Origin of the sequence: Sulfurovum lithotrophicum, assembly GCF_000987835.1 — a bacterium.
GTDB lineage: Bacteria > Campylobacterota > Campylobacteria > Campylobacterales > Sulfurovaceae > Sulfurovum > Sulfurovum lithotrophicum.
In genome coordinates this window covers 1,730,386-1,745,670 of sequence record NZ_CP011308.1, presented here as the reverse complement: position 1 = coordinate 1,745,670, position 15,285 = coordinate 1,730,386, and the positions used below count along the sequence as shown (strand labels likewise).

The window sequence follows — 15,285 nt, the reverse complement described above, 5'->3', positions numbered from 1 at the left end:
CAAGTCGTATTTACATAGGAGCATTTTAAGTTGACGGTGGATGAATCCACCCTACATATATATTTAAGCCAACTCTTCCCGTACGATCTGTACAGCCTTCACCATATTTTCCAAACTTGGTTTTACCTCTTCCCATTTACGGGTCTTCAAGCCGCAGTCCGGATTGATCCAGAGCTGTTCTTTTGGTAGGACTTTCAGCAGTTTTTTGATCTGCTCAACGATCTCTTCTACCGATGGAATACGCGGAGAGTGGATGTCATATACTCCGGGTCCGACTTCCTGTTTGTATCCGACCTCTGCGAAGATCTTGAGCAGTTCGTTGCCGCTTCGGGCCGTCTCTATGGAAATGACATCAGCATCCATCGCTTCGATGGTTCGAATGATGTCATTGAACTCAGAATAGCACATATGGGTATGGATCTGTGTTTCCTTCCGTGCAGAACTGACAGCAACCCTGAAGTCTCTGACCGCCCAGTTTTCGTACTCGGGTATATTTTGGCTTCTGAGTGGGTATCCTTCTTTAAAGGCGGCTTCATCTACCTGGATGATCTTGATAGCTGCATTTTGCAGGTCATTTACTTCATCATGGATGGCAAGGGCGATCTGTTTGCTTACTTCACTCCTTGGCAGATCGTCACGTACGAAAGACCAGTTGAGAATAGTGACCGGGCCGGTGAGCATCCCCTTCATAATCTTCTTTGTTCGACTCTGCGCATAGCTGATCCACTCTACGGTCATTGCTTTGGGACGGCTTATGTCACCATAGATGAAGGGTGGTTTGACACATCGGCTGCCGTAGCTCTGTACCCAGCCGTTCTGACTGAAACCGTAGCCTTTGAGCTGTTCACCGAAATACTCGACCATATCGTTACGCTCCGGTTCACCATGCACAAGTATTTCTATACCGCACTCCTCCTGGAATGCAACACACTCATCAATATACTCCTGCATTGTTTTGGTATAGGCTTTTTCGTCTATGGTTCCGTTTTTGAAATTGCGTCGTGCTTTTCTTACCTCTGCAGTTTGAGGAAATGAGCCGATGGTAGTGGTTGCAAGTGGTTTATATTGCAATACATCATGCTGAATAGCGATGCGTTCCTCGTATGTACCTTCACGTTCAAATCTACTGAATGTTGATAGTCGCTCTTGAACAGCTTTGTCATGAATACGTTTGGAACTTCTTCGGCTTTCATTAGCCGATCTGTTCGCATCAAGTGCATTTTTTTCTGTATTGCTGAGTTTCTCTCCAGAGAATAATTTGTTGATCAGGTTGAGTTCATCGAGTTTTTCAACAGCATAGCTGAGCCAGTTTCTGACTTCTTCATCCATCTTCTCCTCATATTTGAGTGTGAAGGGAGTATGTAACAGAGAGGAAGAGGTTGAGACGATGATGTTCTCTTTTTCGATGCTTTGGGCTATCTTTTCAAGCAGTGCCACGGTCGCTTCAATATCATTTTTCCAGATGTTGCGTCCGTCTACGATACCGGCAATGAGCTTCTTGCCGCTCTTGGCAATGGCTTCGAGACTTTCAAAATTCTTTCCACCATAGAGAAAGTCAAGGCCGATCCCCCATACCGGTGTATGTACGAGCACCTTGGTTGCTTCAGTGGCATGCTCAAAGTAGGTGGAAACAATGATATTGACATTGTCTGCCGCATTGCAAATGGTGTCATAACAAGGTTTGATAAGGCTGAGGACTTTTGGCTCTATGTCTTTGACGAAGATCGGCTCATCGATCTGTACGGTCACGTGGTCATCAAGACTGCCTATTTCTTTGATGAGTTGCTCATACAGCGGAAGGATTTTGCTGAAGAGTTCATAGGTATCTCCTCTGTCCGTACGTTTGGAGAGTCCCAGAAAAGTGATGGGGCCGATGAGGTTGACCTTTGTGGTAATGCCCAATGCTTTGGCTTCCCGATACTCTTCAGTAATTTTTGTACTGTTAAGAGCATAGCTGTCTGTCTGGCCCAGTTCAGGTACAATGTAGTGATAGTTGGTGTTGAACCACTTGGTCATCTCCATCGCTACTGCATCCTTGTTTCCTCTTGCCATAGAGAAGTAGAGCTCCTCGTTCTCGAGCCCTTTGAAACGTGCGGGGATCGCTCCGAGCATAATGGCAGTATCAAGCATATTGTCATAGAGTGAAAAATCATTGCTTGAGATGAAGTCGATGCCGGCTTCTTTCTGATAGTTCCAGTGTCTTGCTTTCAGTTGTGCTGCGATGTATTCAACTTCTGAAAAGTCCGTTTCTTTCGCCCAGAATTTTTCCAGTACTTTTTTCAGTTCTCTCTGCTCCCCGATTCTCGGGAACCCTGTTATGTAATTTTTTGACATGTGTGTATCCTTTGTTCATATACAAATAAACCCGGATTATGCATTAGAGATTACAGAACGCTACGCAAACCATTGCACTGTGGGCACTTACGGAGAAACCATCAATGCACCTACGGGTGCACCTCAAATTTTTCGCAAATACCCACAGCACAAGCATTTGGTAGATTTCAAGTAATTCTAATGCATAATCCGGGATAAATAATGAAAACCAGGTAAACGTAGGGTGCGTAGACACGCACTGAAACAGATACCGGCTAAAAAATATTGATTATTGGTTTAGAATGAAAAAAGAGATTTTGGAGGATGCACACCCGTACGCCGAAAGGCGTAAAATGTCGTATAGAATGGACAACGGGGAATGAAGTGGTTTAAAAGTAGTACCAAGCGTGCTTTGCTTTTATAAAAGCAGTTGCACAGACAAACTCGCTGCTGTAAAATGGGAGCAGACTGGACGGCATCAATTAGTCGGTTGATAAGAGGTGTCATGACTGCTCCTTTAAAAATTTTAGTTGAATTATATCAATTTTTTTGCTAATTGTACATATTTCTCCTTTTGCTGTACTTTAAAAATCAATTAAGATTATTTTTATCTGAATTATTCTATAGTAGCACCATCAAACTCTCGGGGTGCCTCACAAGTTGAGGCTGAGAAGGCCGCAAAAGCCTACCCGCTGAACTTGACCCGGATCATACCGGCGTAAGGAAGAGCTTTTGTAACTTACTTCTATTGATGATTTTTTCCTTGATTGGAAATTTCATTACTGCGTATTACACTCTTTCCTACAAAAATTTATGTTTGATATTAAATTTCAAAGGAAAAACATCATGACCAAACCATTTAAAGAAACCATTGCCGCGTCAAATGACATTTTGACAAGGGAGCCTCTGCCTGCTTCGAAGAAGATCTATGTGGAGGGATCCATACACAAAGATATCCGTGTGCCTATGAGGGAGATCTCGCTAAGCAACGATACGACACTCTGCGTCTATGATACTTCCGGACCCTATACCGATCCTTCTGTAGAGGTCGATGTTGAAAAGGGTATTCCCGATATCCGTAAAGAGTGGATATCATCACGCGGGGATGTTGAGGTGTACGAAGGACGTATCGTCAAGCCTGAGGATAACGGATACAATACAGAAGAACAACTGGACTTCGTGGCCGCGGGAAGCAGAGGGCTTTACCGGACACCGCTTCGTGCCAAAAAAGGTAAAAATGTGTCTCAGCTCCACTATGCACGTCAGGGCATCATCACTCCCGAAATGGAATTTGTGGCGATCCGTGAGAATCAGAATCTGGAGATGAGCAAACGTTACCTGAGCGATGAAGAAAGAGAAAAGCGTCTTAAAGGTGAGCGTTTCGGAGCGAATCTTCCTGAAGAGATCACTCCGGAGTTTGTCAGAAAAGAGATCGCCGAAGGCAGGGCGGTCATACCGTGCAACATCAACCACCCTGAAGTAGAGCCAATGATCATCGGGCGTAATTTTCTTGTCAAGGTCAATGCGAACATCGGTAACTCCGCAACGACATCGAGTATTGCTGAAGAAGTAGAGAAGATGGTCTGGTCCACCAGATGGGGTGGCGATACCGTGATGGACCTCTCTACAGGGAAGAACATCCACACCACGCGTGACTGGATTTTACGTAATTCTCCTGTGCCTATCGGAACGGTACCTATCTATCAGGCATTGGAGAAAGTCAACGGTATTGCTGAAGACCTCACATGGGAAGTCTTCAGAGATACACTTATCGAGCAGGCAGAGCAGGGAGTTGACTACTTTACCATCCATGCCGGACTGCTTTTGCATCATGTGCCTATGACTGCAAAACGTGTGACAGGGATCGTCAGCCGTGGTGGGTCCATCATGGCAAAATGGATGATCCATCACCATCAGGAGAACTTTCTCTATACGCATTTTGAAGAGATATGCGAAATTATGAAAGCGTATGATGTGACTTTTTCTCTGGGTGACGGGCTCAGACCCGGTTCGGTCGCAGATGCCAACGATGAAGCGCAGTTCGCCGAGCTCAAGACACTGGGTGAACTCACCAAGATCGCTTGGAAACATGATGTGCAAACCATCATCGAGGGACCCGGACATGTACCGATGCATATGATCAAGGAAAATATGGAGAAGCAGCTGGAGTGGTGTGACGAGGCACCGTTCTATACTCTTGGACCGTTAACCACGGATATCGCACCGGGGTATGATCACATCACATCAGGAATCGGTGCGGCGATGATCGGCTGGTATGGCTGTGCGATGCTTTGTTATGTCACACCAAAAGAGCACCTTGGGCTTCCAAACCGTGAAGATGTCAAAGAGGGGCTCATTACCTATAAACTGGCTGCCCATGCAGCGGACATCGCCAAAGGGCACCCCGGAGCGAGAGCAAGGGATGACGCCATGAGCCTGGCGCGTTTCGAGTTCAGATGGATCGACCAGTTCAACATTGGACTCGACCCGGAAAGAGCCAGAGAGTACCATGACGAGACCATGCCGATGGAAGCGGCCAAAGTGGCGCACTTCTGTTCCATGTGCGGACCGAAATTCTGCTCGATGAAGATCTCGGCGGAAGTAAGAGAGTATGCCGATAATCTTGGAACGGATGTAGAGACGGCCAAGAAGGCAGGAATGGATGAGATGAGTATTAAGTTCCAGGAGCTTGGTGGGGAAGTCTATATTCCACGTGAGGAATTAGAAGCTAGAAACTAAAAAAATGAAGGGGAAAGCACACCTCGTTTACATCGTATGGGAAATAAAAAAAGGAAGCACAAAATGAACATCGCAATAGCCGGTGCCGGACTGGTCGGAAGAGTGGTCGCACTCAACCTGCTTCGTTCCGGTAACCACACCATAACCTTCTTTGACAAAGACTCAAAAGAGGGTGTCACGGCAGCAGGCTTCACGGCAGCAGGGATGCTCGCTCCCTATGCGGAGCTGGAGACGGCAGAGTCGGTCATATTCGATCTTGGCCACCGCTCCATCGATCTATGGCCTGACCTGCTCAGGCAGATCGGGCTTTTTGACGGGTATCAGCAGAAAGGTACGGTCATTACCGCTCATGGACAGGATATGGGTGAGCTGGAACATTTCATCGGAATGCTTCAGCGCAAAGTAAATACGGCAGACAATATCGATCTGCTTGATGCAGGGAAGATGACTGTACTCGAACCGGACCTTTACACGCATCAGAAAGGTTTTTATATCCCCGATGAAGGCCTGGTCGACGCACAGCGTTTTATGGCTTTTTCGGTCAATTACTTTGACCGTTATGAAAATGTGAGTTTTAGAGAGTACACGCCTGTAGAGAAGATCGAAGCGGGGCTGGTACATACCAAAGAGGGTGTAGAAGCATTTGACTGGGTCTTTGATACCAGAGGTCTTGGAGCCAAGGAGCATTTTGACGACCTTCGCGGTGTCCGTGGTGAAGTGATGTGGGTGGAAGCCAATGACATCGACATTTCCCGTCCCACACGTTTGATGCACCCGCGTTACAAACTCTACATCGTCCCCCGCGGGAACGGATGCGAGGGAATAGACCTCGAGTATTGTAAAGACTGCAAGTTGTCTCAGACGGTGGGTTACAAACGTTATCTCATAGGGGCGACGGAGATCGAGAGTGAAGACAGTTCGCCTATTTCGGTACGCTCCTCCATGGAACTGCTCTCTGCGCTCTATACGCTGCACCCCAGCTTTGGAGAGGCACGGGTGGTCAATACCGAGACCAACTGCCGTCCGGCATTTAAAGATAACCTGCCGCGCATAGAGAATGAAAAAGGCCTGACGCGCATCAACGGACTTTACAGACACGGGTATTTGTTGGCACCCGCAGTCGTGGAAAAAGCACTGAAGGAAGGAATGCTTTTGAATGAACACGGTATGAAGGAGAGTGCATGATGATCATAGTCAATGGTGAGAGCAAAGAGGTAGCAGGTCAAATGAGTATTGCAGAACTTATCGCTTTTCTTGGGTTTTCCGAAAAAGTGGGCGCTGTGGCATACAACATGACCTTTGTACCATCGGACAGCTATGAAAAAACACTTTTGAGTGAAGGTGATGAGGTCGAGATACTCGCACCGGTCTGCGGAGGGTAATATAAACCCGGATTATGCATTAGAGATTACAGAATGCCACACAAACCATTGCACCGTGGGCACTTACGGAGAAACCATCGATGCACCTGCGGGTGCACCTTAAGTTTTCCGAAAATACCCACAGCACAAGTGTTTGGCAGATTTCAAGTAATTCTAATGCATAATCCGGGATAAATGTACAATGTAGGGTGCGTAACCACGCACCGATAAAGGAATGAAAATGACACAACATATGAAACAGGAAGAGAAGAGCTGGCAGATCGGTGGTAAGACCCTGAATTCAAGGATGTTCATAGGCTCGGCGCTTTACCCTTCACCTGCAATTATGGAGGCATCGATCAGAGCTTCAGGTTCACAGGTGGTCACTGTTTCCCTGCGCCGACAGGGTGTGAACAAGGAAGCGGGTGAAGGATTCTGGAAGATCATCCGTGATCTGGGGATGGAAGTACTTCCCAATACGGCAGGATGCCACTCTGCCAAAGAAGCGATCACCATTGCAATGATGGCCAGGGAAGTCTTCAAGACCAGTTGGATCAAGCTTGAAGTGATAGGTGACCAGTACAACTTGCAGCCGGATCCTTATGAAACGGTAGAAGCAGCCAAGGTACTCATTCAAGAGGGGTTTGAAGTATTTCCTTATACGACGGACGATCTGGTTTTTGCCAAGAGACTGGTCGATGTTGGGTGTAACATTCTGATGCCGTGGGGATCACCCATCGGGTCGGGGAAAGGGCTGATAAATCCTTACAATCTCAAAGCGATCAGGGAAGCCTTTCCTGAAATGCCGCTCATCATAGATGCAGGTATCGGAAAACCCTCCCATGCTATCCAGGCGATGGAACTGGGGTATGACGGCATTCTTCTCAATTCGGCAGTGGCCCTTGCACAGGACCCTCTAGCCATGGCAAAGGCATTTTCCCTGGCAGTTGAAGCCGGGCGAACAGGGTATGAAGCGGGTGCAATGCAGGAGCGTGAGTTTGCTTCTCCCTCCACACCGACGGTCGGCACACCTTTCTGGCACCAGAATCAGTGACAGAGGTGTGTAACAGTGATCAGAAATTTTGTAGGGTGCGTAGACACGCACCAAAGGAACAGGAAAAAAGATGAGATTTCCAAAATGTAACGAAAGCCCGCTGGGTATCTACCCGGTCGTGGACAGAGCCGATAAACTCAGACCGCTTTACGAATGCGGTATCACGACAGCGCAACTGCGTGTCAAGGATATGGAAGGTAAAGCGCTTGAGCAAGAGATCATAGAAGCGATCAGGATATCTGAAGAATTCAAAGCCAGACTTTTTGTCAATGACTACTGGCAGCTTGCCATCGAGCATGATGCCTACGGTATTCATTTGGGGCAGGAAGACATCCGGGAAGCGGATGTAGCGGCCATATTTGATGCAGGTATCCGTCTGGGCATCAGCACACACACGCCAGAAGAGATCGATATCGCCCTGGGATTTGAACCTTCCTATATCGCGATCGGCCCTGTTTTTGTACCGATCTCCAAGGAGTTGAAGTACAATACGGTGGGCATTGGACTGCTGAAATCGTGGGCGGAAAGTGTGGACTATCCGGTGGTGGCTATCGGCGGGATTACCCTCGATAATATCAAAGAGGTTGCACAGACGAAAGCAGCCAGTGGCATCGCGATGATCTCCGGTGTATTGGAGGCAGACAAGGTCAGTAAGGAAAAAACAAAAGTACTCATAGAGGTATTTGAAACCTATGGGGTCTGAGCATACGCCGACGGTACTGACCATTGCCGGATTTGATCCGTATGGTGGGGCAGGGGTAGTGATGGATGTAAAGACGATCCATGCATTGGGAGGGTATGCTCTCTCTTCGGTTACTGCCGTTACTGCGCAAAATTCAACGGGTGTTAAAAGTGTTCAGAATATTTCACCCGAAATACTCAGAGCACAGCTTGAAGTACTTTTGGATGACATCAGTGTGGATGCAGTGAAGATCGGTATGCTTGCCGACAAAGAGGTGGTTCGAAGTATTGTTGAGGTCATTCAAAAATACGATTTGAAAAATATCGTCTTAGATACGGTATTGGTCAGTTCAAGCGGCAGGCAACTGATCCGAGAGGATGCTGTAGAGGTTATGAAAAAGGAACTTTTCCCTCTGGTCGATCTCATAACACCAAACATTCCGGAGGTCAATACCCTGCAGCATCACACATACAGTGGAAAAGAAAGTGAGACCCAAGAGGTTGCCCAAGCCTTTTTTGATCTGGGTGTGAACGCAGTACTGCTTAAAGGCGGTCATAGTGAAGCTGAAGAGGCGATTGATCATCTTGTACAGCGAGACGATACTATGGAGTCGTTCGCTCACAGAAGAATAGACACCACCCATACACACGGCACAGGCTGTCTTCTCTCTTCAGCAGTAGCAACAGGGCTTGCAAAAGGGCTGGAAATGAATGAAAGCGTGTCGGAAGCCAAAGACTTTCTTTCCCGGAAGCTGGAACATGCTGATGAATTAGACTTGCAATATCATACCAAAAATGAGGAAAAAAGGGAGCCGATCTTTTAAATGAGAGTAAAATAGTCCTATTTAAGGATAATACAATATTATTTTTTGTATAACATACCTACAGATCACTCTCGGGGTGTCTTTTGTAATAAAGGCTGAGAAAACCACCCGCAGAACTTGACCCGGTTCATACCGGCGTAAGGAAGAGTCGAATGTCTACAGCAAGATATTTATCCCGCTTGAAACACTCCTCTTCCACTATGATCAATCATTAGGAGAAAATTATTATGAAATCCAGATTTTTAACATTATCGGTCATGGCGGCTTCGGCACTTGTCTCGACAGCACTTTACGCAGAAGAGGTAAACATTGACCCTATTGTAGTCGGCGCAGACTTCAGGGAAGCAAACCTTTCACAGGTTACCAACAGTATGACGGTCTTCGCCGAAGAGGATCTATATGACAAGGCGACAGAGCCTTTTATAGAAACGCTTACACAGGCACCCAATGTCAACTTTTCTGCAGGAGCATCCAAGGCAAAATATGTGCAGATTAGAGGTATCGGTGAGCGTAGCCAGTTTGAAACACCGATCAATCCTTCGGTCGGTATCATCATTGATGGCATGGACTTTTCACAAAACCCTCTGGGGATTACACTGTTCGACACGAAACAGGTAGAAGTACTCCGTGGACCGCAGGGAACGACATTCGGTGCCAATGGCATGGCCGGTGTGATCGTGGTCCAAAGTAATGAACCTACGGCAGAAACGAACGGCCATTTTGAAGCAACAGTGGGAAACTACAATACCAAAGCGGTCGGTGCGGCAGTCGGTGGCAGCATTATCGATGATACACTGCTTGGACGTATCTCTGTCTACAAGAACAGTAGTGACGGGTATATGGAGAACAGCTATCTCGGGCGTGACGATACGAACAATATCGATGAATTGACAGTAAAAGCAGCACTCAAATGGCTTATTACCGATACCAGTACGATGAATATTAACTACATTCATGCAGATATAGACAATGGTTATGATGCGTTTACACTGGACAATTCACGAGTGTCCCATGCAGACAAACCGGGTAAAGATACACAGCTGACAGATGCATTCTCACTCAAATATACCAATCAGATCAATGATGCAATGCACTTGATCGCCGCAGTAAGTCACAGTGACACTGATTCTGAATACAGTTATGACGAGGACTGGTCGTATGTAGGGGAATTTGATGACTCACTTTGGCCGTACGACTGGTTTGACCGGTATCTTAGAAACAGAAAGCAGACAGATTTTGACATGCGTATGGTCTCGGATAAGGCAGGAAAGATATTTAACGGTACTACTGCCTGGACAGTCGGCATGTATTATAAAGACTACAGTGAAGGGTTGAACAGAAACCATTTCAAGGATGACCACTGGGAAACGTTTACCCATAATTATGATACGACGAATAAAGCAATCTACGGACAAATAGACAGTGATCTGACAGACAAACTTGTTTTCACTTTGGGGCTGAGAGCGGAGAATTGGGATGTGGATTACAGTGATTCCAATGCCTTTACCGAAAATACGGATGAGAATCTGTACGGAGGAAAGATCGGACTTTCTTACAAGGCGGATGAGAATGCTCTCTATTATGCAACTCTTTCCAGAGGCTACAAGCCAGGAGGTGTCAATGCGGACAATACGCTTCCGAGTGAAGACAGAACTTTTGAGACTGAGACCCTCTGGAATCTCGATGTAGGTGTGAATTCAAAATACTTTGATAACACACTTGTCAACCGTCTCAACTTCTTTTACGGTAAACGAAGAGACCAGCAGGTCAAAGCCTATATAGAGAACGATAGAAGTTTTTCCGACTATTTCGACAATGCGGCAAAGGGAACGTATTATGGTCTTGAATCTGAATTGGATTACTACCCCAATGACACTCTGCACCTCTACAGCAAACTGGGGCTGCTCCATGCAGAATTTGATGAGTATACGCCTGAAATGACAGGACGTGCACCGGCACAGTCACCGAAATATCAGTATAATGTGGGATTGGATTACAGCTTTTTGGAGAACTGGAGATTCAAAGCCAATGTAGAGGGAATGGGCAGCTATTATTTCTCCGATACACATGACCAGAAGTCTGACTCATATGCACTTCTCAACAGCAGCATAGAATATGTTTACGGTAACTTCAGTGCAACATTGTGGGGAAGGAATCTCGCAGACAAGGAATATGATGTTCGCGGATTTTATTTTGGTAACGATCCGTCCAAATTCTACGAGCCGGAACTCTATACGCAAAAAGGGACACCAAGAACCTTCGGTCTGACACTGACCTACGATTTTTAATCACTTAAAAAGGTGCGTGGCCAAACGCACCCTACAGCGATATGGTATAATCCCCTATGTTTAAAATCATTCATACTCTTCTTATCACTTTCATGTTTACATCCGTTGCATTCGGGCAGGACATAAAACCCACACTGACCGTCTACACCTACAACTCTTTCACGGCTTCATGGGGTGCGGCTCCCAAGATAAAAGAAGCTTTTGAAAGAGAGTGTAACTGCACGCTGAAGTTTGTTTCTACTTCCAGTTCTATAGGTGCATTGCGGAAAATACAGCTGGAAGGAAAACATACCAAAGCAGACATTTTACTGGGGCTGGATACAAGTATCGCACAAACAGCGAATAAGACCGGGCTTTTTGAAAAGCACGATCTCAATACTTCCATGCTTCTCCTGCCTGTACCTTACAAAGATGAAAATTTTGTACCGTATGACTACAGCTATTTTGCCTTTGTATACGACAGTGATAAGCTCAAAGAGGTACCTGACTCATTTGAAGCGTTGGCATCTATGCCCGAGAATTTTAAAATTCTCATTCAGGACCCGCGTTCTTCTACTTCCGGGCTGGGTCTTCTTTTATGGATCAAAGAGCTCTATGGTGAAAAAGCCGGGGCATACTGGAAACGTCTGGCTCCCCATATTCTGACGATCACCAAAGGGTGGTCTGAATCCTATAGTCTCTTTTTGAAAGGTGAGGCCGATATGGTACTCTCCTACACCACTTCACCCGCATACCATATGATAGAAGAGAAGAAAAACAATATCAAAGCGGCCAGTTTCAAAGAGGGCCATTACGGGCAGATAGAAGTGGCAGCGATGCTGAAATCATCCAAACATAAAGCATTGGCGAGGGAGTTTCTCTCTTTTATGCTTTCCCCTGCCTTTGCAGATATCATCCCTACGACCAACTGGGCATATCCGGTGGTAAAGACCACAAAAGGGTTACCCAATGCTTTTGAACAGTTGATCGTACCATCCAAAATGCTTTTAATGGATGGCAAAAAGGTAGAAGCCAGCCGAAAAGCATACATCGATGAATGGCTGAATGCCTTGAGACGATAATCATGCTAAAGAGATTGTATGGCTTTAAAGGCTCTTTGCTGCCGGGTCTTTTTGTTTCTTTCTTTTTACTGGGCTTCGCACTTTTGCTTTTTATGACACTTTTGGGGGCAGAGGACCCGGTACAGATTACCCGACTTGACGAGAGGGTGTATGGACTTTTGGAATTTACGCTTTATCAGGCGTTTTTGTCCACGCTGCTTTCTCTGGCTGTAGGTATTGTGCTTGCCTGGAGCCTGGCGCATCAGTCAGACTTTAAAGGACGCTCGGTACTGGTCGCTCTTTTTTCTTCCTCACTGGTCTTGCCCACGCTGCTTGTCGCTTTCGGGCTCATCGGTATTTATGGACGTAACGGGTGGATCAACCAGATCAGCATCGCTCTTTTCGATCATTCTTTCGGTTCCTACCTTTACGGCCTGAGCGGGATATTGCTGGCACATACCTACCTGAATGCTTCATTTGCATCACGTTCCCTGCTGCACACTTTCGAAAGTATCCCCAAAGAAAAATACAAGCTTGCCAAAAGTCTGGGGTTTAGCACATTCCAAAGATTCATCTATGTGGAACTGCCTGCTTTGAAGCCCACACTTTTGAGTATTGCTTCAACCATATTCCTTTTATGCTTCAGTTCATTCGCCATTGTGCTTATCCTGGGCGGCTCTCCGGCGTACAATACTCTGGAAGTTGCCATCTATGAAGCGGTAAGGATTGATTTTGACATTGCTATGGCTTTGAAACTGGCACTGATACAGCTTGCTATCTCTACACTGCTGGTGATCTTCTCTTCCAATTTCAGGACAGGGCTGAGCAACCTGAAAACCGCTTCTGTCCGGATACCCTGGAAAGAAGCAGAACATATCGGGTGGATACAGAGAACAGTGATCGCACTTTTCACTCTCTTTTTTGTTTTGCCGCTTCTTGTGATCATTGCCGATGGTTCAGGTGCGGATTTCGGACGTATATTTGCTGAGTCACTCTTTGTAAAATCGTTTCTGACGAGTCTAGTGTTTGCCGTTGCCTCAAGCATACTGACCGTTGTGCTTGCTCTGTTCTTAAGTGATGCAAAACGCCATTTTACCTTAAAGAACCGTTTGGCGGACAGGGTTTTTTCAAAACCTTTGAGTCTGCTGATCTCTTTTTCCGGTAATCTCTACCTCGCCATTCCTTCACTCGTGATGGGGCTGGGATTTTTTCTGCTGTCCCAAAAATATGAGGCTCCTATAGTGGTCTGGGCCTCGGCAGCCGTATTGACGGCAAATGTACTGATGTCTCTGCCTTTTGCACTTTCTGTACTGAGTCCCGTGATGCAGAAAACGGCACAGCGGTATGACAAACTGGTATTTTCACTAAACCTTGGCAAAGTGCAGAGATGGATCTATTGCGAATATCCTTATCTGAAATCCTCCATAGGCTATGTTTTTGCTCTGGCTTTTTGTTTTTCACTGGGGGATTTGGGTATCATAGCACTTTTCGGGTCAGATGAATTCTCGACCCTGCCATGGTATCTCTATCAGCTTATGGGCTCCTATCGAACCAATGACGCCGCAGGGGTTGCGCTGATCCTGTTGGTGATCATACTGAGTGTATTTGTGGCTGTGCCAAGGCTGTTTGAAAGAAAAGTATCCGGAGGCGAAGTTGCTGAGCATAAATGATTTGAAATACCGATATAAAAATGCCGATGATCTCTATACCTATGCCCTCTCCGTGGAGAGGGGAGAGATCGCTGCCATACTTGGACAAAGCGGAAGCGGAAAGTCCACACTGCTGGATATCATTGCAGGTTTTCTCCCGGCATCAGGCGGAAATATTAGCCTGGACGGAAGAGAATTGACCGATCTACCTGTAGAAAAAAGACCGGTAAGCATACTGTTTCAGAATCATAATCTCTTTGAACATCTCTCCGTACAAAAGAACATTCTTTTGGGTGTAAGCAGAACATTGAAAAGCAGTCGGAAGGAGTTTGAAAAAGTAGGGGAGATACTTAAAGAGGTTGGTCTGGAAAAGTATGAATACGCGCCTGTTGCATCCCTTTCCGGCGGCCAACAGCAGCGTGTGGCACTGGCACGTGTCTTGCTGAGGAGAGAACCTATACTTCTGCTGGATGAACCGTTTACCGGGCTGGACAGAGAGACAAAAATTGAAATGCTTGACCTGGTCAAAAAGATCACTACAGAAAACCATTTGCATACGATCATGGTCACGCATGATCTCCTGGATGCTGAGCGTATTGCCGATAAAGTCTATAAGATGCAAAACCATACACTTGTAAAACAATGATAGCACGACTCAAAAAACACCTATTTTTTAAAAATAAAACAATAGACTCATGTACACTTTTGGAAAATCAAGGGTATTGTAATGAAAACTATCTAGTGGTGGCCAATGGGGTTAAATATATTGTCCGTAAACTTTTACAGGAAGATATAGACAGAGACTTTGAGTGGAAAGTGCAAAACGTAACTTACAAGCAAGGTATTGCAGCAGAACCTTTGGTGTTTGACAAAGCCAATGGCTTTATGGTGTTTGCATTTTTAGAGGGGGAACATAAGAGAAAGCTTGATAAAAACGATGTACAATGTTTGGCTGAAACTTTAAAAAAACTGCATAGCATCAGTATAGATGCAAAACCCATAGAACTCCAAATAAAAAATAAAACAGATGAAGTCCAGAAAGCATTCAAAACCATAGAGAACTACCCCAAAGAGTATGTCCTCTGTCATAATGACCTTAACCCGCAAAATATCTTTTTTCCCAATGATGTAAAGTTCATAGATTTTGAATATGCAAGCGTAAATGACAGATATTTTGATCTGGCTTGTGTTTGTGTGGAGTTTGGATTGAACCAGGCAGATGAAGCATATATGCTGGTTTCATATTTTGGTAAAATAGAATGGGAAAAAGAAAAATTGAAGGCTTACAAGGTGATTTACAAAGCCTTATGTAAGCAATGGTTTTATACATGCTAGT

Annotated in this window: 12 protein-coding genes and 2 riboswitches; of the genes, 11 read left to right on the top strand and 1 reads right to left on the bottom strand. The window is 45.7% G+C overall.

All coding sequences use genetic code 11. The features are described 5' to 3' along the window. Nucleotides 1-63 precede the first annotated feature (63 nt). A complete protein-coding gene (gene metE / locus YH65_RS08525; RefSeq protein WP_046551498.1) occupies nt 64-2,334 on the bottom strand; it encodes a 5-methyltetrahydropteroyltriglutamate--homocysteine S-methyltransferase in 2,271 nt (756 codons plus the stop codon). A gap of 613 nt (nt 2,335-2,947) precedes the next feature. Beyond that, nucleotides 2,948-3,055: riboswitch (TPP riboswitch) on the top strand. A gap of 104 nt (nt 3,056-3,159) precedes the next feature. Between metE and thiC the strand changes: the two genes are divergently transcribed. The 11 genes from thiC to YH65_RS08470 all read left to right on the top strand — a co-directional run bounded on the left by thiC (nt 3,160) and on the right by YH65_RS08470 (nt 15,284). After that, nucleotides 3,160-5,052, top strand: a complete 1,893-nt coding sequence (gene thiC, locus YH65_RS08520; RefSeq protein WP_046551497.1) for a phosphomethylpyrimidine synthase ThiC — start codon at nt 3,160-3,162, stop codon at nt 5,050-5,052. A gap of 63 nt (nt 5,053-5,115) precedes the next feature. After that, complete coding sequence (locus tag YH65_RS08515) at nt 5,116-6,237, top strand: FAD-dependent oxidoreductase (RefSeq protein ID WP_046551496.1); 1,122 nt, start codon at nt 5,116-5,118, stop codon at nt 6,235-6,237. Further along, on the top strand, nt 6,234-6,434 hold the full coding sequence (gene thiS, locus YH65_RS08510; RefSeq protein WP_046551495.1) for a sulfur carrier protein ThiS: 201 nt from the start codon (nt 6,234-6,236) through the stop codon (nt 6,432-6,434). The genes YH65_RS08515 and thiS overlap by 4 nt, the downstream gene beginning before the upstream one ends. Before the next feature lie 220 nt (nt 6,435-6,654). Next, nucleotides 6,655-7,467 (top strand): thiazole synthase, encoded by an 813-nt coding sequence (locus YH65_RS08505; protein WP_046551494.1) that lies wholly within the window; start codon nt 6,655-6,657, stop codon nt 7,465-7,467. A gap of 70 nt (nt 7,468-7,537) precedes the next feature. Then, nucleotides 7,538-8,170: a thiamine phosphate synthase gene (locus YH65_RS08500; RefSeq protein ID WP_046551493.1), complete on the top strand. Its 633-nt coding sequence runs from the start codon at nt 7,538-7,540 to the stop codon at nt 8,168-8,170. Then, the gene (gene thiD / locus YH65_RS08495; RefSeq protein WP_046551492.1) at nt 8,160-8,972 is read left to right on the top strand and encodes a bifunctional hydroxymethylpyrimidine kinase/phosphomethylpyrimidine kinase; all 813 of its coding nucleotides are present in this window, start codon (nt 8,160-8,162) and stop codon (nt 8,970-8,972) included. Before YH65_RS08500 ends, thiD begins: the two co-directional genes overlap by 11 nt. Before the next feature lie 62 nt (nt 8,973-9,034). Beyond that, nucleotides 9,035-9,133: riboswitch (TPP riboswitch) on the top strand. A gap of 66 nt (nt 9,134-9,199) precedes the next feature. Continuing rightward, on the top strand, nt 9,200-11,260 hold the full coding sequence (locus tag YH65_RS08490) for a TonB-dependent receptor (RefSeq protein WP_046551491.1): 2,061 nt from the start codon (nt 9,200-9,202) through the stop codon (nt 11,258-11,260). A gap of 56 nt (nt 11,261-11,316) precedes the next feature. Further along, a complete protein-coding gene (gene thiB, locus YH65_RS08485) occupies nt 11,317-12,321 on the top strand; it encodes a thiamine ABC transporter substrate binding subunit (RefSeq protein WP_052746161.1) in 1,005 nt (334 codons plus the stop codon). Nucleotides 12,322-12,323: 2 nt separating this feature from the next. Beyond that, a complete protein-coding gene (locus YH65_RS08480) occupies nt 12,324-13,970 on the top strand; it encodes an ABC transporter permease subunit (RefSeq protein WP_169745672.1) in 1,647 nt (548 codons plus the stop codon). Continuing rightward, nucleotides 13,954-14,595 (top strand): thiamine ABC transporter ATP-binding protein, encoded by a 642-nt coding sequence (locus tag YH65_RS08475; RefSeq protein ID WP_046551490.1) that lies wholly within the window; start codon nt 13,954-13,956, stop codon nt 14,593-14,595. Before YH65_RS08480 ends, YH65_RS08475 begins: the two co-directional genes overlap by 17 nt. Further along, nucleotides 14,592-15,284, top strand: a complete 693-nt coding sequence (locus tag YH65_RS08470; protein ID WP_046551489.1) for a choline/ethanolamine kinase family protein — start codon at nt 14,592-14,594, stop codon at nt 15,282-15,284. Before YH65_RS08475 ends, YH65_RS08470 begins: the two co-directional genes overlap by 4 nt. The last annotated feature ends 1 nt before the right edge of the window (nt 15,285 follow it).